At 72.8% G+C, this 19430-nt stretch carries 18 protein-coding genes; 7 read left to right on the top strand and 11 right to left on the bottom strand.

Translation table 11 applies throughout. The features are described 5' to 3' along the window. Positions 1 to 165 precede the first annotated feature (165 nt). Together QN157_05855 and QN157_05850 are read left to right on the top strand one after the other, a co-directional pair. On the top strand, positions 166 to 1107 hold the full coding sequence (locus QN157_05855) for an ABC transporter permease (protein MDR7555116.1): 942 nt from the start codon (positions 166 to 168) through the stop codon (positions 1105 to 1107). A 75-nt stretch (positions 1108 to 1182) separates the two neighbouring features. Beyond that, positions 1183 to 2082 (top strand): ABC transporter permease, encoded by a 900-nt coding sequence (locus QN157_05850; protein ID MDR7555115.1) that lies wholly within the window; start codon positions 1183 to 1185, stop codon positions 2080 to 2082. Here QN157_05850 and QN157_05845 read toward each other — a convergent pair. Continuing rightward, positions 2021 to 3175, bottom strand: coding sequence for a membrane dipeptidase (locus tag QN157_05845; GenBank protein ID MDR7555114.1), 1155 nt, complete (start codon positions 3173 to 3175; stop codon positions 2021 to 2023). The two genes, QN157_05850 and QN157_05845, sit on opposite strands and share 62 nt — an antisense overlap. Positions 3176 to 3248: 73 nt before the next feature. Continuing rightward, positions 3249 to 4079: an aldo/keto reductase gene (locus QN157_05840; protein ID MDR7555113.1), complete on the bottom strand. Its 831-nt coding sequence runs from the start codon at positions 4077 to 4079 to the stop codon at positions 3249 to 3251. 482 nt (positions 4080 to 4561) lie between these two features. Between QN157_05840 and QN157_05835 the strand changes: the two genes are divergently transcribed. From QN157_05835 to QN157_05815, 5 genes are all read left to right on the top strand, one after another. Beyond that, a complete protein-coding gene (locus QN157_05835; GenBank protein ID MDR7555112.1) occupies positions 4562 to 5494 on the top strand; it encodes an acetamidase/formamidase family protein in 933 nt (310 codons plus the stop codon). Positions 5495 to 5692: 198 nt separating this feature from the next. Continuing rightward, positions 5693 to 6655: a tripartite tricarboxylate transporter substrate binding protein gene (locus tag QN157_05830; GenBank protein ID MDR7555111.1), complete on the top strand. Its 963-nt coding sequence runs from the start codon at positions 5693 to 5695 to the stop codon at positions 6653 to 6655. A gap of 222 nt (positions 6656 to 6877) precedes the next feature. Beyond that, positions 6878 to 7435 (top strand): tripartite tricarboxylate transporter TctB family protein, encoded by a 558-nt coding sequence (locus QN157_05825; protein MDR7555110.1) that lies wholly within the window; start codon positions 6878 to 6880, stop codon positions 7433 to 7435. Between the two features lie 3 nt (positions 7436 to 7438). Continuing rightward, entirely contained in the window at positions 7439 to 8917 is a 1479-nt protein-coding gene (locus tag QN157_05820; GenBank protein MDR7555109.1) for a tripartite tricarboxylate transporter permease, read from the top strand. A 93-nt stretch (positions 8918 to 9010) separates the two neighbouring features. Then, positions 9011 to 9991, top strand: coding sequence for a hypothetical protein (locus QN157_05815; protein MDR7555108.1), 981 nt, complete (start codon positions 9011 to 9013; stop codon positions 9989 to 9991). 16 nt (positions 9992 to 10007) lie between these two features. On the opposite strand, the gene QN157_05810 is transcribed toward QN157_05815, so the two are convergent. The 9 genes from QN157_05810 to QN157_05770 all read right to left on the bottom strand — a co-directional run bounded on the left by QN157_05810 (position 10008) and on the right by QN157_05770 (position 19425). Continuing rightward, positions 10008 to 11312, bottom strand: coding sequence for a M20 family metallopeptidase (locus QN157_05810; protein MDR7555107.1), 1305 nt, complete (start codon positions 11310 to 11312; stop codon positions 10008 to 10010). Beyond that, positions 11296 to 11817 carry a pyridoxamine 5'-phosphate oxidase family protein gene (locus tag QN157_05805; GenBank protein MDR7555106.1) on the bottom strand — a complete coding sequence of 174 codons (522 nt, stop codon included), beginning with the start codon at positions 11815 to 11817 and terminating at the stop codon, positions 11296 to 11298. Before QN157_05805 ends, QN157_05810 begins: the two co-directional genes overlap by 17 nt. A gap of 39 nt (positions 11818 to 11856) precedes the next feature. Beyond that, positions 11857 to 12951: a Gfo/Idh/MocA family oxidoreductase gene (locus QN157_05800; GenBank protein MDR7555105.1), complete on the bottom strand. Its 1095-nt coding sequence runs from the start codon at positions 12949 to 12951 to the stop codon at positions 11857 to 11859. A 106-nt stretch (positions 12952 to 13057) separates the two neighbouring features. After that, positions 13058 to 13963: an ABC transporter permease gene (locus QN157_05795; protein ID MDR7555104.1), complete on the bottom strand. Its 906-nt coding sequence runs from the start codon at positions 13961 to 13963 to the stop codon at positions 13058 to 13060. Further along, positions 13963 to 14913: an ABC transporter permease gene (locus tag QN157_05790; GenBank protein MDR7555103.1), complete on the bottom strand. Its 951-nt coding sequence runs from the start codon at positions 14911 to 14913 to the stop codon at positions 13963 to 13965. Before QN157_05790 ends, QN157_05795 begins: the two co-directional genes overlap by 1 nt. A gap of 66 nt (positions 14914 to 14979) precedes the next feature. Next, positions 14980 to 16569, bottom strand: coding sequence for an ABC transporter substrate-binding protein (locus tag QN157_05785; GenBank protein ID MDR7555102.1), 1590 nt, complete (start codon positions 16567 to 16569; stop codon positions 14980 to 14982). Further along, complete coding sequence (locus QN157_05780; GenBank protein MDR7555101.1) at positions 16556 to 17278, bottom strand: GntR family transcriptional regulator; 723 nt, start codon at positions 17276 to 17278, stop codon at positions 16556 to 16558. Before QN157_05780 ends, QN157_05785 begins: the two co-directional genes overlap by 14 nt. Positions 17279 to 17414: 136 nt before the next feature. Next, positions 17415 to 18410: a membrane dipeptidase gene (locus QN157_05775; protein ID MDR7555100.1), complete on the bottom strand. Its 996-nt coding sequence runs from the start codon at positions 18408 to 18410 to the stop codon at positions 17415 to 17417. Continuing rightward, the gene (locus tag QN157_05770; GenBank protein ID MDR7555099.1) at positions 18403 to 19425 is read right to left on the bottom strand and encodes a membrane dipeptidase; all 1023 of its coding nucleotides are present in this window, start codon (positions 19423 to 19425) and stop codon (positions 18403 to 18405) included. Before QN157_05770 ends, QN157_05775 begins: the two co-directional genes overlap by 8 nt. Positions 19426 to 19430: the final 5 nt, after the last annotated feature.

Raw genomic sequence — 19430 nt, 5'->3', positions numbered from 1 at the left:
GATGCCAGGCGCGCACCGGCGGTCCAGGCGTACCGGCTGTAGACGAAGGCCCGCGGGCGGCGGGGCGCACGGGCCCTGGCCCGGGGTTCAGACCGACTGCGCGCGGGAGCACTCCACGGCACCGGAGCAGCGGAGGGCGGCCGTGCCGCCCGCTCACGAGTCGTCGTGACGGCCTACCTCGCCGGGCGGATCCTGGCACTGATCCCGGTGCTCCTGGTGGTCGGCGCCGTGGTGTTCGGACTCACCCGGTTCACGCCCGGCGATCCGGTGCGGGTGCTACTGGGCGAAGACGCCCGCCCCGAACAGGTGCAGGCCCTGCGCCGCCACCTGGGCCTGGATCGGCCGCTGGTGGTCCAGTTCGGCCTGTGGGTGGCACGGGCGGTCCGGGGCGACCTGGGCGTCTCGTACTTCAACCGGCTGCCGGTGCGGTGGATCATCGCGCAGCACCTCGGCCCCACGGTGATGCTCGCGCTGCTGGCCATCACCGTGGCGTTGTGCATTGGCATCCCCGTCGGGGTCGTCTCCGCCCTCTTCCGCAACTCCTGGCTCGACCAAGCCAGCCTGGCCCTGGCGCTGCTCGGCGCGGCCGTGCCCAGCTTCTGGCTGGGATTGTCGCTGATCGTGGTGTTCGCCGTGGGGCTTGGCTGGCTGCCCTCGTCGGGGTTCAAGCCCCTCACCGAGGGGCTGTGGCCCAGCGTCCGCCACCTGCTCCTGCCGGCGCTGGCGCTCGGACTCCCGAACTCCGCGCTCATCATCCGCTTCGTGCGCAGCAGCCTGCTGGACGTCATCAGCGCGGACTACGTGCGCACGGCGCGGGCCAAGGGCCTGGCAGAACGCGTGGTGATCTTCCGACACGCCCTGCGCAACGCCCTGGTGCCGATCCTCACCGTGGTGGGACTCACCTTCGCGGCGCTGATGGGCGGCGCGGTGGTGACCGAGACGGTCTTCGCGATCCCGGGCATCGGCCAGCTCGTGGTCTCCTCGGTGCTGCGCAGGGACTACCCGGTGATCCAGGGCGTGACGCTGGTGGTGACCACCAGCTACGTGATGATCAACCTCGTGGTCGACCTCCTCTACCTGGCCGTGGACCCGCGGGTGAAGTACTGAGATGGCCCGGGAGGCGCTGGCGGCCCACGGTGGCCCCACGGCCTGACCGTCACGTTGTCGCGGCGACGTCCTGAGATGGCCCGAGAGGCGCTCGGGGAGACGACGCCAAGAGGCGCCCCGGGCGGGCGGCGGCCCGGCGCGGTGGCGCTCGTGGCGCGCATGGTGCGCCGGCGCCGCGTCATCGGCCTGGGCGCGGCGATCCTGGCGGCCATGGTCACGGTGGCCGTCGCTGCCCCGTGGATCGCCCCGTACGACCCGCTGGAGCTGGACCCGCCGGCCCGGCTGCAGGGGCCTGGCGCCCGGCATCGCTTCGGGACCGACGACTTCGGCCGCGACGTGTTCAGCCGGGTGGTCTTCGGCGCACGGCTGTCGCTGCTGGTGGGCGCGGCCGTCACCGTCCTGGCGGTCTGGGCGGGCGTGGTGGTCGGGCTCGTGGCCGGCGCGAGTCCGCGGCTGGACCGCATCGTCATGCGCGTCATGGATGGGCTGATGGCGTTCCCTGACATCCTGCTGGCCATCGCCCTCATGGCTGCCCTGGGCCCGAGCCTGCGCAATGTGATCGTCGCGCTGAGCTTCGTCTACACGCCGCGGGTCGCGCGGGTGGTGCGGGCCTCGGTGCTGGTGATCGTCCACCAGGAGTTCGTGGACGCCGCGCGGGCCATCGGCGCCTCGGGCGGCCGCATCCTGCTGCGGCACGTGCTGGCCAACAGCCTCTCGCCGGTGATCGTGCAGGCCACCTTCATCGCCGCCTACGCCATGCTGGGCGAAGCGGCGTTGAGCTTCCTGGGGGTGGGCGTGCCGCCCGAGGTGCCCACCTGGGGCGGGCTCATCGCCGCAGGGCAACTCTACGTGCAGCAGGCCTGGTGGATCAGCATCTTCCCCGGTGCGGCCATCATCCTGACGGTGCTGGCCCTCAACCTCCTGGGCGACGGGCTGCGCGACTTCCTCGATCCGCGGCTGCGGTACTCGGGGTGACGGCGGGCGGCTCCGCCCCCGCGCCCCACGCCTGCCGCAGGAACGCCCACCAGTTGCGGTACATGATGCCCGCCACGTCGTCGGCAGGATACCCGCGGGCCGCCAGGAGGGTAGCCACCTGCTGGAGGTCGGCGATGGTGTCGAGGTCGCCGGGTGCGCCCTCACGGCCGAAGCCGCCGTCGAGGTCGCTCCCGATGCCGCAGTGGCGCGCGGTCCCCAGCAGCTGGCAGATGTGGTCGATGTGCCGGACGACGTCGTCCAGCTTCACCAGCCGGGGATCGTCGCCGTGGCGCCAGCCCGGGAGGACCATCCAGTTGTCGAAGGCAGCACCGATAACGCCGCCCCGGGCGGCGATGGCGCGGATCTGCTCGTCGGTGAACTGCCGCTGGTGCGGCGCCAGCGTCCGGGCGTTGTTGTGGGACGCCAGCACCGGGCCATCGTAGCGCTCCAGCGCCTCCCAGAACGCCCGATCGGAGAGGTGCGTGAGGTCGAGCACCACGGTGAGGCGACGCATGGCCGGCAGCAGCGCCACCCCCAGGTCAGTGAGCCCGCCCTCGGTGCCGGTGCCGCCGGCGTAGCGGCCGGGCCCGTAGTGCGCGAGCCCCAGCACCCGCAGGCCGGCCCGGACCCACTCGTCCAGCTGGTCGGGGTCGAGGATGGGGTCGGCACCCTCCATGCTCAAGACCACGCCGAGCGGCGGCGCGGTGGCCTCGTGGGCCCCGGTGGTCTCCCACGCTTCCCATGCCTGCATGTGCGCGTCGAGCGTTGCGGCGTCGGTGACCACGCGCACGTGGCCTCCGCGCTCCAGCGCGCGATAGTACGCCAGGTGGCCGACAGCCACGGCGTACGCCTGCGCGGGCGACAGGAAGTCGAGGTGCGGGACGGGGCGCCCGGTCGAGCGCGCCAGGGCCGTGGCGAAGCACAGGGCCACGCGGCCGCGGCGCAGCTCGGGGAGCGCGACGGTGCCCTGCCCCCGGCCCTTGCCCGGGGTGTAGTTCTCCTGCGTGCGGATGGTGTAGACCGACTGCAGCAGGTCGCGGTTCCATTGCAGCGCGTTCATGGCCAGGTCGAGGTGGGCGTCGACGATCAACATGGGACGACCTCCTCCTTGCGGACATGGGGCGTCCCAGCGTGCGCATCCGTACGCACCCTGGACGCCGACCGGCTCACAGCACCGGCAGGTACCCCCGGCGGGGCCGCGGCGGCGGAAAGGCCGCGTCGATGGCCCGGATGTCGTCGTCGGCCAGCCGCAGGGCGCCGGCGCGGGCGTTCTCCTCGACGTGGGCGACGCGTCCTGCCTTGGGGATCGTGAAGGTGCCCGGCTGGCGCACCAGGAACGCGAGCGCCACCTGTCGGGGCGTCGCCCCGTGCCTGCGGGCCACCGCCTCCAGGGTCGGGTGACTGCGGAACGCGCCCTGGCCGAACGGGCTGTAGCCCACCAGCGCCACCCCATGGCGCGCGCAGGCGGGCAAGACGTAGTGCTCGATGCCGCGCTCGCCGAGGTGGTAGAGCACCTGGTTGCAGGCGACCCGCCCGGGGGCCAGCCGCACCGCCTCGGCGAGCTCGTCCTCGTTGAAGTTGGAGACGCCCCAGCTGCGGATCTTGCCGGCGGCCACGAGCTGTTCGAAGGCCGCGATGGTGTCCTCCAGCGGGTGCGATCCCGGCCAGTGCAGCAGATAGCAGTCGAGGTACGCGGTGCGCAGGCGCCGCAGGCTCCGCTCGCACGCGCGCACGGTACCCTGGCGCGAAGCGTTGGACGGCCGCACCTTGGACACCAGGAAGACCTCGGCGCGCCGGCCGGCGATCGCCTCCCCCACGAGCTCCTCGACGGCGCCGTCGCCGTAGGCCTCGGCGGTGTCGATGTGGGTGGCGCCCAGATCGAGGCCCCGGCGCAGCGCGGCGAGCGCCTCGCGCCGATCGTCGCGCTCCAGCAGCCAGGTGCCCTGGCCGATGACGGGCACGGACACGCCCGTGGGGCCGAAGAGACGGTGTTCCATGATGGTGAGAGAGTTCCATGCGCGGTGGCCCACGCCTGCCGGTGCGGTCGCAGCGCGACACCGGCGCAGCACTCCCCCGCGCGGACGCGCAGCGCGCCAGCCCCGGGTTCCCGCGGTACCCCTCGCACCGGACGTCCGCCCCGCGTCCCGGCCGCGTACTCCTCGAAGTACTCGTGGACGAGGCGATCGAGTACCTGCGCCGACTCCAGGTCGCGGCCAACCGGCTTCTTTCACCACGACGCGGACCCGCCGCTCCGATCACGCGCTGCCTGCCCCACCCCGCCGGGCCGCCCGGGGCCGCGGCCCGCCTGGTGAGGTGGTCCCATAGCCGGGCGAGCCTGGCGTGCATCCGCGCGGCGGTGCGTGCGGTGCCGCGTCGGACGCCGCTGCAGGAGGAGCCGCCAGGAGGAGCCGTGTGGAGGCCCCGGAGAAGTGTGCGGGGCCGCATCGATACGGGCACGACGCGAGGGAGGGATGATCGCATGGCCGCGCATGTCCTGTCCCCCGACCGGGTGCACTACAAGTGGAACAAGGACCTGCCGCCGGCGCTGGTGGTGGAGCCCGGCGACACGGTGACGTGCCGCACGCGGGACGTCACCGACGGGCAGGTGACGCCAGGGTGCGACGCCGCGGTGCTGGCGTCGCTGGACTTCGAGCGCATCTATCCCCTGGCAGGCCCCATCTACGTCACGGGCGCGGAACCCGGCGACGCGCTCGAGGTGGAGATCCTCGACCTGCGGCCGCTGGAGTGGGGGTGGACGGGCATCATCCCCACCCTGGGCCTGCTGGCCGAGGAGTTCACCACGCCGTACATCCGGCACTGGGACCTGCGCAACGGCTACTCGACGCGCCTGCGCGACGACATCGTGATCCCCCTGCAACCGTTCTGCGGGGTGATGGGCGTGGCGCCGGCCGCGCCGGGCGAGCACTTCGTGCTACCGCCCGGGGTGTTCGGGGGCAACATGGACATCCGCCACCTCAACCGGGGCGCGACGCTGCTGTTGCCGGTCCAGGTCGAGGGCGCCCTGTTCTCGGCCGGTGACTGCCACGCGGCCCAGGGCGACGGCGAGGTGTGCGTCACGGGCATCGAGTGTCCCATGGAGTTCACCCTGCGATTTGGGGTCCGCAAGGGCCTGCGCCTGCCGGCGCCGCAGTTCCGTACGCCCGGCCCGCTGACGCCCCGCTACGACGCCCGGGGCTACTACGCCACCACGGCCGTGGGCCCCGACCTGATGCAGGACGCCAAGGACGCGGTGCGGGCCATGATCGACCACCTGGTGCGTACCTACGGCCTGTCGCGCGAGGACGCTTACGTGTTGTGCAGCGTGGCCGTCGACCTGAAGATCAGCGAGATCGTCGATGCGCCCAACTGGATCGTCTCGGCGTACCTGCCGCTGTCGATCTTCACGCCCTAGCGGCCCGGGCGCGCCGGCACCGCCTGCCGTGGCTGCGCGCACGCCGCCGCAGTTCAAGAACCCGGCAGGCCCCTTGATATACTGGTTCCAGGACGGGTACTGGCTCCAGAACGGGCATCTGTGTCCCACAGGGGACGGTCGCCGGTAGCGGTGAACACCGCCGCTGGCGGTGCACGCTCAACGAGGGAGGGAGTCGCGATGCGCACCTTGACGGCCGCAGTGTGCTGCGCCGTGCTCCTGGGACTCGCGCTGCCCGCGTGGTCCCAGGCGTACCCCAGCCGACCCATCGAGTTCGTGGTGCCCTTTGGCGCCGGCGGTGGCAGCGACCTGCTGGCGCGCGCCATCGCCAAGGTCATGGCGGAAGAACGGCTGCTCCCGGTGCCGCTGACCGTCACCAACCGTCCGGGCGGGAGCGGCGCGGTGGGCTACAGCTACGTGCTCAGCAAGCGCGGCGACCCCTACTTCCTCGCCACGGTCAGCGCCAGCTTCTGGACGACGCCGCTGGTGGGCCAGGCGCCGTTCACCTACAAGGACTTCACGCCCGTGGCAGGCCTGGCCAGCGACGTGTTCCTGCTGGTGGTGCGGCGCGAGTCGACCTACCGCACGCTGCGCGAGGTGATCGAGGTGGCGCGGCGATCGCCCGACCTGATCAGCGTCGGGGGCTCGGCCGTCGCCTCCGACGACCGCGTGGCAACAGGGCTGTTGCAGCGCGGGGCCAACATCCGGCTGACCTACATCCCCTTCGGCGGGAGCGGGCCTGCGCTCACGGCGCTGTTGGGCGGCCACGTCTCGTCGGCATGGATGAACCCGGGGGAGGCCCTGGAGCACCTGAAGGCCAACAAGGTGCGTGCGCTGGCCGTGACGGCGGCCACGCGCCTGAAGATCCTGCCCGACGTGCCCACCTTCCGCGAGCTGGGCTACGACATCGTCTGGGACCAGTTCCGTGGCGTCGTCATGCCGCCGGCGGTCCCGGCGGAGGCGGTGCGCGTGATGGCCGAGGCCTTCGCGAAGCTGTGCCGCAGCGCGCGCTGGCAGCGCGAGTACATCGAGCCCAACGTCCTGCAGCCGGTCTGCCAGGGGCCTGCGGAGTTCGCGAAGTCGCTGGAGGAGGTCAACGAGAAGTACCGGCGCGTCTTCCAGGATCTGGGGTTGATCAAGTAGGACAGGCGCCGGCGTGCGCGGCCGCGCGCGGTGACGCGCGACCATCCAGGCAGGAGGCCAGGGGCGACGTCCCGGGGTGGGCCCACCCGCGGGCATGGACGCGGTGCGGCAGGTGGCGTCCGCTGGTGGCGCCCGCCGGAGGGGCACGCTCGGGCGTGGCGTGTCCCCGGAGAGCCCGCGAGCCACGTGATGGCGCACCAGACGCGGCCAGACGACACTTCCGTGGAGCAGCGACGCCCTGACGACGCGGACGCCCGCTGGGACCGCGTGGTGGCTGCAGCGGTGCTCGCCTTCGCCCTGTACGTCATCGCCGAGGCCCGTCGGATGGCATACTGGCAGGAGCGGATCCCCGGCCCGGGCTTTGCGCCCCTGTGGTTGGGCATCGGGTTGGCGGTGGCAGCCGTCGGCGTGCTCGCCAGCTCCCGACCTGGGGCCACCGGCCGAGCCGACAGCACGCGCGGGCTCTCCGACGCACGGGCGCCCGGCACCGCACCACCCGCTGGACCGTCTCCACCCACATCGGGCGCGCTCCCCGCAGCCGTGCGGGGGGCGCGGACGGTGGTGTGGGGGCTTGCGGCGGTCACCGTGGTCGCCGTGGCGCTCCTGGAGCGGATCGGTACGGGCGCGACCCTCGTGCTGCTCCTGGCCAGCTCGGTGCGGCTGCTGGGCGGGTCCTGGCGCACGGCCCTGCTGGCCGCGGCCGGACTCACCGCAGGACTGGTGTGGCTGTTCGGCCGCTGGTTGCAGGTTCCGCTGCCCCGCGGCCCCTGGGGCTTCTGAGCCGTGGGACCACTGCTCGATGGGTTCGCCGTGGCGCTGCACCCGATCAACCTGGCGGCAGCAGCCGCCGGGGTGCTCGTCGGTCAGCTGATCGGTGTGCTCCCGGGCATCGGCCCGGCCGCCACCATCGCGATCCTCCTGCCGGTGACCTTCAGCCTCAACGCGACGGCCGCGATGATCATGTTCGTGGGCGTCTACTACGGCGCCATGTACGGCGGGACCATCACGTCGGTGCTGCTCAACCTGCCGGGGGAGTCGGCCTCGGTCGTCACCACGCTCGACGGCTACCAGATGGCGCAGCAGGGGCGCGCGGGCGCGGCGCTGGGCATCGCGGCCATCGGTTCGTTCATCGCCGGGACGCTGGGCGTCGTGGCGCTCATGGTCCTCGCGCCGGCGCTGGCGCGCGTCGCGCTGGCGTTCGGACCGCCCGAGTACGCCGCGCTGCTCGTGCTCGCCCTCAGCCTGGTCGTCCACCTGGGCGGCGAGCACCGGTGGAAGGGCGCGGTCTCGACGCTGGCGGGCCTGTGGCTGGCCACCGTGGGCGTCGACCTGATCAGTGGCCAGCCGCGGTTCACCTTCGGCCAGCTCAAGCTGCTGAGCGGCGTGCCGTTCGTCCCGGTGGCGGTGGGCCTCTTCGGGCTCGCCGAAGTCCTCAGCACCGTGCACGAGGGCCGCGTGGGGACGGTGGTGCGCGCCGACGTGCGGCTGCGCGGCGTGCTCCCCACGGCGGCCGACTGGGTCGCCAGCCGCTGGGCGATCCTGCGCGGGGCGGTCATCGGCTTCCTGGTGGGCGTCCTTCCCGGGGCCGGCGCGACGGCCGCTTCGATGATCGCCTACGCCGCGGAGAAACGGGCCGCCCGCGATCCGGCGCGGTTCGGCCGCGGGGCCATTGAAGGCGTGGCGGCCCCCGAGAGCGCCAACAACGCCGCCGCCGTGGGTGCCCTGGTGCCGCTGCTCACCCTGGGCGTGCCCGGATCGGCGGCCACCGCCATCATGCTGGGCGGCCTGCTGGTCTTCGGGCTGCGGCCCGGCCCGCTGTTGTTCGAGCAGCACCCGCAGTTCGTCTGGGGCGTCATCGCCAGCATGTACGTGAGCAACCTGCTGCTGGTCCTGTTGAACCTCCTGGCGATCCCGGCGTTCGTGGCGGTGCTCCGCGTGCCCCGGGCGGTGCTGTTGCCCGCGATCGTCGCCATCGCGGTGGTGGGCGTCTACAGCCTGGAGAACCACGTCTTCGAGGTGTGGCTGGCCCTGGCGTTCGCGGCGGTGGGGTACGTGATGCGCCGCTTCGACTACCCCGCCGCGCCGTTGGTCCTGGCGCTGGTCCTGGGACGGACCCTGGAGGAAGCCACGCGCCAGTCGCTGTTGCTCTCGCAGGGCAGCATGCTGATCTTCGTCACGCGCCCGCTGGCGGTCGCCTTCCTGGCGGCGACGGCGGGCCTGGTGCTCGCGCCGGCGCTGCGTCGGCGTCTGGGGCGGGTGTGAACGGGGACGGTATCCCGCGACGCCCCTGGCGCCGTGCCGGGGCGCGACCGGCAGGGCATACGTAGCAGGACGCTGACGTCTGGAGGGATGCTCGTGGTGCTGGCTGGGATCATGACGGGCGCACGCAAAGTCGTACACACGCTGGCCCGGGTGCGGCCGGGCGAGAAGGTCGCCATCGTGGCGGACACCGACACCGTGCCGGTGGCCGAGGCGCTGGCCGCAGCTGCGCTGGAGATCACCCCCGAGGTGGTGACGACGGTCATGACGCCGCGGCAGGTGGACGGGGACGAGCCGCCGGCGATCGTCGCCGCCGCGCTGCAGGCGGCAGACGTGGCGCTGGTACCGGTGTCCTACTCGATCAGCCACTCGACCGCGGTGCGCCAGGCCCTGGCGCGCGGGACGCGCGTCCTGTCCCTACCGGCAGTCACCCCCGACCAGCTCGTGCGGGGAGGCGCCGAGGCCGACTTCGAGGCGGCCGCGCCGACGGTCCGGGAGGTCGCCGCACGCCTGACCCGTGCCACCACCGCACACCTGGTGACGCCCGCCGGCACCGATTGCACCTTCGACCTGCGGGGCCGCACGGGGAACGCCCACGACTGCATCCTCGACCGGCCGGGGAAGTTCTCGGCTTTCCCCAACATCGAGGCCAACATCGCGCCGGTGGACGGGACGGCGCAGGGCGTGCTGGTCTTCGACGGCAGCATCCCCAACCTGCGCCTGAAGACCGCATTGCTGCGGGAACCTGTGGTCTGCACCGTCGAGCGCGGGATGATCGTGGACGTCCAGGGTGGGCACGAAGCGCGGCTGATCCGGCAGGTGTGGGCCAGCCTGGCCGATGCCGCCGTCTACAACATCGCGCAGCTCGCCATCGGCCTGAACCCGGCGATCCGGATCCTCACCGGCGTCTGGGCGCAGGATCACGGCGCCTTCGGCACGGTGCACATCGGCATCGGGACCAGCGCGAACCTGGGCGGGACCACGAAAGCCGCAGCGCACTTCGACGGCATGATGAACCGCCCGACGCTGCGGCTGGACGGGGTCGTGCTGCTGGAGGACGGCGAGCTGCGCCTGTGACCTACGGCGCGTGCCCTCAGGCCACGGCCGCCATCACCCGCAGCGCCAGCCGGATGTAGACACGCGCCGCCGTCCAGAGGTCGTCTAGGGGCACCGCCTCGTCGTCGGTGTGGGCTGCGGCCAGGTCGCCGGGGCCGCAGACGACCGCGGGGATGCCGGCAGCCTGCAGCAGTGCCGCGTCGGTGAACCCCGGCAGCCCCACGAGCGCCGGCGCGCGACCACGCACGTCGGCCACCGCCGCGCTGACCGCCTGGACGAGCGGATGGTCGGCCGCCACCTCCAGGGGCGGATGGGGGACGGTCTCGAACTCCGGTTCCCGCTCGACGACCGCGACGTCCGGCCCGAGCACGTCTGTCGCCAGCCGCTCCAACGCCGCCCGGATGCGCGGCGGACTGTCGCCGGGCAGGTAGCGCTTCTCGATCTGGAAGACGCACCGGTCGGGCACCACGTTCCGGCTCACCCCGCCCTGGATCGTGCCGATGCTGTACGATGCCCGGCCAAGCAACGGGTGCGGCGGCTCGTCGTCCGCCTGGCGCAGCCGATCCTCCAGGGCCACGATCAGGCGCGCGGCCCGCACGATGGCGTTTGTGCCCCGGTCGGGGGTGCTGCTGTGGGCCGCGCGGCCACGGACCGTGATGCGGTAGCGGTCGACGCCCTTGTGCGCGGTGACCACGTCGAGCCCCGTGGGCTCGGCGACGACGGCGTACGACACCGGGCCTGCGTCACCCGCACCGGCCGCTGACGTCGTGTCGACGCGCGGCGCTGCGACGCCCTGGGCCGGCGACGGTTCCGTCGGCCACCAGCCAGCGCGCGACCGCACCAGGGCTGCCGTCCCCAGGTTGCCGCTCTCCTCCGCCACGACCGCAGCCAGCACGATGGGGCGGGGCGGCTGCACGCCTGCGCGGCGCAGCGCGAGGAGGGCGCCGACGAGCGCAGCCAGCCCGCCCTTCATGTCCGCAGCGCCCCGACCCCACAGGCGGCCGTCGGCGACCTCGGCGGCGAACGGCGACCGCGGCGGGTGGGTCGGGGGCGGCACGGTGTCCATGTGGCCGTTCAGGACCAGCAGAGGCGGACCCGCGCACATCCCTGGCAACACGGCCAGCAGGTTCTCCCGTCCGGCGACGACGGGCTGCCAGCGCACCTGCAGGCCCTCGGCGCCCAGCACCTCCTCCAGCACGGCCGCGACGCCGGCTTCCCACCCGTGGTCGGCCGCGTAGCTTGGGGTCGCCACCAGGCGTCGCGCCAGACCGACGACCTCGTCCGGCGTCAGACACCGCTCGACGCGGCGCGCGTCGAGTGTGGCGTCAGCGCGCCGGCTCACGGTACTTCCGCGCCCACTCGCGGCCGGTCCAGGTGTGCCACCGCCGGGGCGTGATGCGGATGAGGTAGCGTGGCCGGTCCATGGTGCGCTCGGCGTACTCGGGGCCGCGATCGCCCAGGTACTTGCGCGCCAGCCGCACGGCCAGCGCGTGCAACCGGGGGCTCTGCGCCGGGGGCGTGGGGCCCTCCACGATCTCGGCCACGCCCTCGACGAGCACCCGGGTGTGCTCCAGGTGGATGTCGTCGGCGATGTGCAGCGCCACGGCGGGGTTGTGCCGAATGTGCTCGACGTACGCCGACCGCTCGCGCGCCACGACGTAGAACACGCGCTCGACCGGGTCGTACTCGTACCACACCGGCACGACGTATGGCGTCTGTGCGGGCGTGATGGTCGCCAGACGCGCGTTCCAGGGCTGGGCCAGGAAGGCGGTGAGCTCGTCCTCGCGCAGGCCGCCGACCCGGTCGGGTGGCGCCACCGCCGGTAGGGGAACAGACGGCGTGCTCATGCCCCAACGCCTCCTCTCGTCAGCGTCACTGGCCTGTCGTCAGGTGTCCACCGACACGACGCCGCCGGAGTCCGCCGCGGCGGCGATGGCCTCTGCCACCGCCACCGCGTGCACGGCATCGTCCAGCGGCACCATCGTCGAGGGCGCCCGCGCCGCAACGGATGCGACGAAGTGCTCCACCTCGGCCCGCAGCGCGCCGACCGGCCGGCTCGCCACCCGGGGGACGACGTGGAGATCCGGGGCGTACGCCCCGCCCTCGCCCCACAGCTGCAGCCCGGCGCTGTCGTCCAGTCGCGCCAGGCCCACCTCACCGACGACCTCGACCAGGCCGGCGCGCACGCCGGGCCGCTCCGGCGGCAGGGTGGTGGCCGGGTACGACGGGGGCACGACGAAGTGCGCCTCGACGACGGCGCTGGCGCCGTCGTCCAACCACAGCAGCGCCACCACGGCGCGGGGGCGGGTCTCGCCGGCCAGCGCGTGCGCCGCGGCGGCCACCGCCCGCACGCGGCGGCCCGTCAGCCACAACACCAGGTCGATGTCGTGGATGGCCGCCCGCAGGGCGGGATGCACCGCCGTGCGCGCGAACCACGACGCGCTCACGTAGCGCGCGCTGCGCACGTGGCGCACCCGGCCCACCGCGCCCGCGTGCACGGCCTCCACCAGCTGCCGGTGCGGCAGGCTGAAGCGCAGCACGGTGCCCACCATGACCAGACGCCCTGTGCGCGCCGCCGCGGCGGCCACCGCGCGGGCATCCGCCGCCGTCAGCGCCAGCGGCTTCTCGACCAGCACGTCCCACCCGCGCTCCGTCGCTGCGATCGCCTGCGCCGCGTGCAGGTGCTCCGGGGTGGCCAGAACGACCGCGTCCACGTCGGCCCGGGCCAGGACCGCATCGAAACTGTCAAACTCCTGCAGCGCATCGTCGCGGCCGGCGGCGACCACCTCCGCCCCGGCGGGCGCCGCAGCCGCAGCCCGCGGTCCCGTGCCCATCGACGCGCTGGCCATCGCGGCTCGGGCCAGACGCCGCGCTGCAGGGTCCGGATCGCACACGGCCACCAGCGCGGCCCCCGGCAGATCGGCCAGCACGGCCGCGTGCAGGCGCCCGAAGTTCCCGGCGCCGACCAGCGCGATGCGCACCGGCCTCATCGGACGGCGTCTCGATGCGTGGCCCGCGGGGCACGCACCCGCCGACGAGGCGCCAGCCGCCACCGGGCCCGCACGCTTCCGCCTGCGCGGCAGCCCATCAGCCCCTCACCCGCGGATCCAGGTAGTCGCGCAGCCCGTCGCTGATGAAGTTCAACGACAGCACCGAGAACATGATGAACAGCCCGGGGAACAGCGAGATCCACGGCGAGATCGGCAGGAACTCCTTGCCCTCGTTGAGGATGGTGCCCCACGACGGCGTCGGCGGCTGCACGCCGACGCCCAGGTACGACAGCGCCGACTCGATGAGGATCGCGTAGGACAGCGACACCGCGATCTGCACGATCATGGGCGAGAGGCAGTTGCGCAGGATGTGCCGGGTCATGATGGTCCAGGGGCCGGCGCCGACCGCCGCGGCCGCCTCGACGTAGGCCAGGTGCTTCTCGGCCAGCACGCTGCCGCGCATGACGCGGAAGAACAGCGGTGCGTAGACCACCGCGATGGCGATGACCACCGTGGTCACCCCGGCCCCCAGCACCGCCGAGATGCCCAGCGCCAGCAGCACCGAGGGAAACGCGAAGAAGACGTCCATCACGCGGCCCAGGACCTGGTCCACCCCGCGCTCGACGTACCCGGCCACCAGGCCGAGCACGCCCCCGGCGAGGGCGGCCATGCCGATGGCCAGGGCGGCGATCCCCAGCGAGACCCGGATACCATAGAGCACGCGGCTGAACAGGTCGCGGCCGAAGCGGTCGGTGCCGAACGGATGCGGACGGGACGGTGGCTGGAACATCCCCTGGGCGTCGACGGCGATGGGATCGTAGGGGGCCAGCCAGGGCGCGGCCAGCCCGGCCAGCACGAAGACCGCCATGATGACCACGCCGGCGGCGAACAGCGGGTTCGCGCGCAGTCGCCGACGCCAGACGTGCGTCACGCGCACGGCGGGCGTACTGGCCCCTGCCGGCGCGCGGGCGACCACCGGGGGCGTGGCACCGGCAGCAGCCATCACGCGTAGGTGATCCGCGGGTCGATCACCGCGTAGAGGAGGTCCACGAGGAAGTTCAGCCCCATGAACAGCGCGGCGCCCACCAGGATGGTCCCCTGGACCACGGGGTAGTCGCGCTGGAAGATCGCGTCCAGCAGCAACCGCCCCACGCCTGGCAGGTTGAAGACGTCCTCCACGACGACGATCCCGCCCAGGATGTAGCCCATCTGCACGCCGGCCACCGTGACCACCGGGATCAGGGCGTTGCGCAGCGCGTGGATGGCGAGCACCCGCCGCTCGGAAGCGCCCTTGGCCCGCGCCGTGCGGATGTAGTCGCGACCCAGCACGTCCAGCATCGCCGACCGCGTCATGCGGCTGATCATGGCGGCGGTGGCCGTCCCCAGCGTCAGCGCGGGCAACGCGACGATCGCCAGGTTCCCCAGCGGATCTCGGGTCAGCGGGACCCACTGCAGGAATGGCATCCACTCCAGGTAGACCGAGAACAGCAGGATCAGCAGCGTGCCCTGCCAGAACGCCGGCACCGAGAGGCCCAGGGTGGAGGCGAACCGCACCACGCTGTCGGAGGCCCGGCCCCGGCGCACCGCGGCCAGCGCGCCCAGCGGCACGCCCAGCAGCAGCGACCACGCCACCGCCAGGACCGCCAGCTCAGCCGACACCGGCAGGCGCGCGGCGATCAGTTGCAGCACCGGCCGGTGGCTGCGCCAGGACATCCCCAGGTCGCCGCGGGCGATCCCGGCCAGCCACTCGCCGTACTGTACGTACCAGGGGCGATCCAGCCCGAAGAACTGCCGCAGGCTGCGGATCGTCTCCTCGCCGACCAGGGCGCTCTGCCCCAGCAGTTGCTCCACCACCGTCCCCGGGATCAGCCGCATCAGGCCAAACACGATGAGGCTGACCCCGAGCAGGGTGGCGAGCATCGCCAGCAGCCGCCGGGCGATGTACGCGCGCATCCGCCCTCCGGGACCACCGGGCCACCGGGCGCCCGGCCGGCGTTCGCGCGGCCGGCCCCCGGCTGCCTACCCTTCGATCCACACCTCCCGCAACCCGTACAGGAACCCCGTGGGATGCGGCCGGAACCCCTTCACCTTGTGCTGCATGCTGTAGAGCAGGTTCGGCGCGTACAGCGGCACGCTGATGGGGTCCTCGGCCATCAGCATCTGCACCCGGTCGTAGATCTGCTTGCGCCGGGTGCGGTCGAGGGTCCCACGGCCCTCGTCCAGCAAGCGGTCCACCTCGGGGTTCGCCCAGCGCCGGAAGTCCACGCCCTTGGGCGGCGTGTGGTAGTGCCGGTAGAAGGCCTGGTCGGGGTCGACGAACCCGCCCCACTCGTTCATCGTCGGCGGGCTCTGCCGGGCGATCCAGTCGCGGATCCACACGCCGATGTCGACGGTCTCGACGCGCACGTCGAAGCCGACCTCCTTGAGGTTGTCGGCGATGACCTGCACCGACGCGAGCAGCGAGGGGAACCCCACGATGTTGCGGATCACCAGGGGCACCGGCGGCCGCAGCCCCGCCCGCTGGAGGAACTCGCGGGCCCGCGCCACGTCGCGTCGCTGGTTGGGCAGGTTCTCCACGGGCACGTGCCAGAAGCCCATGGCGGGCGGCAGGACGCCCAGCCGCCGCCCCAGCCCGTCGCCGGCGATGCGCAGGACGGCCTCCCGGTCGATGCCCAGCGCAATCGCCCGGCGTACGTCGGGATGCCGGGTGGGCTCCTGGTCGCCCACGAGGTCCAGCACCACCCAGCGGATGGCGGGCGCCTGCAGGTGGTTCAGCGAGCGCAGGTGGCGCACCAGCTTGAAGTTCACGCCGCTCTCGAACTGCACCATGTCCAGCTGCCCCGCCCGGAGCCCCGCCACCAGCGACGACTCGTCGGGAATGGCCTGGAACACCAGCGCGTCGAGGTAGGGCTTGCCCCGGTCCCAGTAGTCCTCGAAGCGCCGCAGCGCCAGGAGCCGGTTGGGCTCGAAGCTCTCCACGCGGAACGGTCCGGTGCCCACCGCCGCCCCCTGGAGCTCGCGGCCGGTGCGCAGGACGTCCCGCGGGATGACCGCGTTGTACTTGCCGCCGAGGTTGATGAGGAACGTGGCCGTGGGCTCGTGCAGCGTGAACCGGACGGTGTAGCGGTCGACGACGTCGATGCTCTTGATCATGATCAGGTCGCCGCGTCCGCCCGAGCCGGTCCGCGGATCCATCACCCGCTCGTAGCTGAACTTCACGTCCTCGGCGTCCATCTCGCGGCCGTTGTGGAACCGCACGCCACGGCGCAGGTGGAACACGTACTCGGTCGGCGAGCGCTCCTCCCAGCGCTCGGCCAGCATGGGCTTGGGCGTCAGGTCGAAGTCGATCCAGACCAGCGTCTCGTAGAAGAGGAACTTGCGGCGCTGGTAGATGTCGGCGCCCTCCAGGTGCGGTTCGATGCTGGCGGGCAGGGCCGCGCTCCCGAAGGTGAGGCGGCCGCCGCGCCGGGGTGTGCCCGCGGCGGGCGCGGCGAGGGTCCAGCGCGGGTGGGCCAGCGTCCGGCCCACCCACAGGCCGGCGCCCACCGCCGCCGCACGCCCCAGCAACCGACGACGGGTCATACGGTCGAACCGGTCATCTCCACGCATGCTGCTCCCTCCTCGCAGCCCGCGCCGTCGCGGCGCGCGGTCTTCGATTGCCCTGCCCGGTGGATGCGGCGCGACGGTCGCCGTCGCGGTGCTCGGGGACCAGCAGCCGGCGCAGCAGGGCCTCGCGGGTGCGCCGCAGGTGCTCGCGCATCGCCGCCTCGGCCGCGTCGGCGTCCTGGCGCCGCAGCGCCTCCAGGATCCGCAGGTGCCAGCGGTACGATTCCCGCTCGATCGCGAAGTGCTCGCGCGTCAGCAGCCGCACGCGCGCCGTCTGCGCGCTGAGGATCCCGTGCATCTCCTGCAGGTACCGGTTGCCGCAGGCAGCGACGACCGCGTCGTGCAGCCGCCGCCCGGCCGCCACCAGGGCCGCCAGCGCACCCGGACGGTCGACCACCGCCAGCGCGTCGAACTCCCAGCGCAGCCGTGCCAGGACGTCGGGGTCGGCGCGGGCCGCCGCCAGCCGGGCCGCCAGCGGCTCGACCGCCTCCCGCGCCTGAAAGATCTCGACGACCTCCTGCGGATCCAACGGCCGCACGAACGCGCCGCGGCGCGGTACCAGCTCTATGAGATGCTCGTGCTCCAGGCGCCGCAAGACCTCGCGGATGGGCGTCCGGCTCAGGTGGAACCGCGCGGCCAGCGCGCGCTCGGAGAACGGCTGCCCCGGCCGGACGGCCGCCGTCAGGATGGCACGCTTCAGCTGCGCGTACACCGCCTCCTTGGAGGCGGCGCCCATCCGCCCCAGGCCCTCTCGGTCCCTGCCGGTCCCCATGCGCTGATTTGGTATACCATCTGCATACCAGAATCCTGCTGGGAGGCGGCGGGCCCGGGACGTTGGGGGCGGGGAGCTAGCGCCAGACCTGTTGGAACACCCGAAGGAAGTTCCCGCCGTTGATCTTGTACACGTCCCCGACCGAGAACCCGCGCTCCAGCAGTCGGGCGGTGATGCGGGGCCAGTCGGCCATCCCATCCTCCAGACCCTCGACCCGGCCGTCGGGGAATCGGTCCCGGAAGGGTCCCACCGTCGCGGCGTACCTGCTGCGCAGGCTTGCGCGCAACTCCGACGGGTAGGCCCCCGCCGTCGCTTCGGAATCCGTGCCAATCCCCACGTGGTCGACCCCCACGAGGTCGGCGACATACGCGATGCAGTCGATGAACTCGTCGAGGGTGGGCGGCCTATCGCCCCCGCGCCACACTAGCGGTGGGAAGCAGGAGCACCCCACCACGCCGCCTGCCGCCGCAACGGCCCGGATCTGGTCGTCGGTGATGTTCCGCGGCACGGGCACCAGCGCGTGCGGATTCGAGTGGGTGAACACGCACGGACGGGACGACGCCTCGATCGCTTCCAGGGATGTCCGGCGGCCGGCATGGCTCAGGTCGATGACGATGCCCGCGTGGTTGAGTTCGCGCACCAACGCTCGCCCGAAGGCGCTCAGGCCGGCATCTGTGGGTTCTGCGCAACCGTCGCCTACGAAGTTGCGTTCGTTGTAGGTCAACTGGATCGTCCGCACGCCGAGCCGTCGGAACGTCTCCACGCGCTCCAAACGGGTACCGATGGGGCGGGCGTTCTGCAAGGCCAGGATCAGTCCCACGCGCCCCTCCTGCTTGAGTCGGGGAATCTCCTCGGCACGCTCCACGATGGCCACGCGTGGCTCGCTGGCCACCAGCCCGTAGTAGTCCTCGATGCGTCGGACCGCCAGCTCGAGGTCGTCGTCGGGCCAGGCGGTCGTGAGGTTGAGGGCCGTCACCCCGGCGCGCATCAATCGCTCGGTGAACTTCGTGAGGAAGAACGTCGTGCCGTCGACGACGATGCTGGCGGCGTGGACCGTGGCGGCGTCAGCCATCGCGCCAGACCGCCGCAAACACCCGAAGAAAGTTCTCCCCCAGCACCTTCCGCACCGCCTCGGGCGGGTAGCCGCGCGCGAGCAGTGCCTCGGTCACCCGGGGCAACGCCTCCAGCGGCACGGCGTACCGCCCCTCGAGTCCTGTCCCGAACTGCGCCACGAACGGCCCGACGACCTCCGGGTACTTGGCGTTGATCTCGGCCGCGTGGGCCGCCACCGTCCCGATTCCCGCGGCGGGAGAGTCCAGCCCCAGTCCCACATGGTCGATACCGACCAGGCCGACCATGTGGTCGATGTGGGCCACCAGGTCGGCGACGCCGGGCCGTTCGTCCCCGCCCCGCCAGCAGATCGGCCCCCAGCCGCACGCCCCCACCACGCCGCCGCTGGCGGCCACCGCTCGAATCAGATCGTCGGGGACGTTTCGCGGGTTGTCGGCCAGCGCCCGCGGGTTCGCGTGAGAGATGATCACCGGCTGGCCCGAAGCCTCGATCGCCTCGCGGGCTGTCCGGTAGCCGCTGTGGGCCAGATCCACGACCACCCCCACCGCGTTCATCTCCTGCACCGCACGTCGCCCAAGCGGCGTGAGCCCGGTGTCGCCGGCCACCAGACACCCGTTCCCGAACTGATTGCGCTCGTTGTACGTCAGCTGCAGCACGCGCACGCCGCGGGCCCACAGCGTGTGGATCCGTCCAAGGTCTCCTTCCAGCGGCGCGGCGTTCTGGAACCCGAAGATCACGCCGGTGCGCCCTGCTGCCTTTGCAGCCGTCACGTCGCCCGCCGTCCGGACGTGCACCCAGCGGTGGGGCTCGCGGGCCAGCAGCGCGTGGTGGGCGTCCAGCGCCGCCAGGGCCTCTTCCCAGGATGCGGTGACTTCGGGGACCGTCACGTTGAGCGCCGTGGCGCCGCTCGCGGCGACCTCCGGCGACCATCCCTGGAAGTAGAACGTGCACATGTCGATGACGATGGCTTCCCGGTGGAACGCCATCGCGTCCACGGCTGGCGTCGACTGCGCCACGTCCC

The organism is Armatimonadota bacterium, assembly GCA_031459855.1.
Lineage (GTDB): Bacteria > Sysuimicrobiota > Sysuimicrobiia > Sysuimicrobiales > Humicultoraceae > Fervidifonticultor > Fervidifonticultor primus.
Note: the sequence above shows the minus strand (reverse complement) of the source record. Positions and strands in the feature narration are given on the sequence as shown.

Bases quoted from the DNA above. Each gene is read 5' to 3' on its own strand.
- QN157_05795 (MDR7555104.1), bottom strand. From the start codon at position 13,963: ATGGCTGCTGCCGGTGCCACGCCCCCGGTGGTCGCCCGCGCGCCGGCA.
- QN157_05805 (MDR7555106.1), bottom strand. From the start codon at position 11,817: ATGAGCACGCCGTCTGTTCCCCTACCGGCGGTGGCGCCACCCGACCGG.
- QN157_05775 (MDR7555100.1), bottom strand. From the start codon at position 18,410: ATGGCTGACGCCGCCACGGTCCACGCCGCCAGCATCGTCGTCGACGGC.
- QN157_05845 (MDR7555114.1), bottom strand. From the start codon at position 3,175: ATGTTGATCGTCGACGCCCACCTCGACCTGGCCATGAACGCGCTGCAA.
- QN157_05850 (MDR7555115.1), top strand. From the start codon at position 1,183: ATGGCCCGAGAGGCGCTCGGGGAGACGACGCCAAGAGGCGCCCCGGGC.
- QN157_05830 (MDR7555111.1), top strand. From the start codon at position 5,693: ATGCGCACCTTGACGGCCGCAGTGTGCTGCGCCGTGCTCCTGGGACTC.
- QN157_05835 (MDR7555112.1), top strand. From the start codon at position 4,562: ATGGCCGCGCATGTCCTGTCCCCCGACCGGGTGCACTACAAGTGGAAC.
- QN157_05840 (MDR7555113.1), bottom strand. From the start codon at position 4,079: ATGGAACACCGTCTCTTCGGCCCCACGGGCGTGTCCGTGCCCGTCATC.
- QN157_05790 (MDR7555103.1), bottom strand. From the start codon at position 14,913: ATGCGCGCGTACATCGCCCGGCGGCTGCTGGCGATGCTCGCCACCCTG.
- QN157_05785 (MDR7555102.1), bottom strand. From the start codon at position 16,569: ATGCGTGGAGATGACCGGTTCGACCGTATGACCCGTCGTCGGTTGCTG.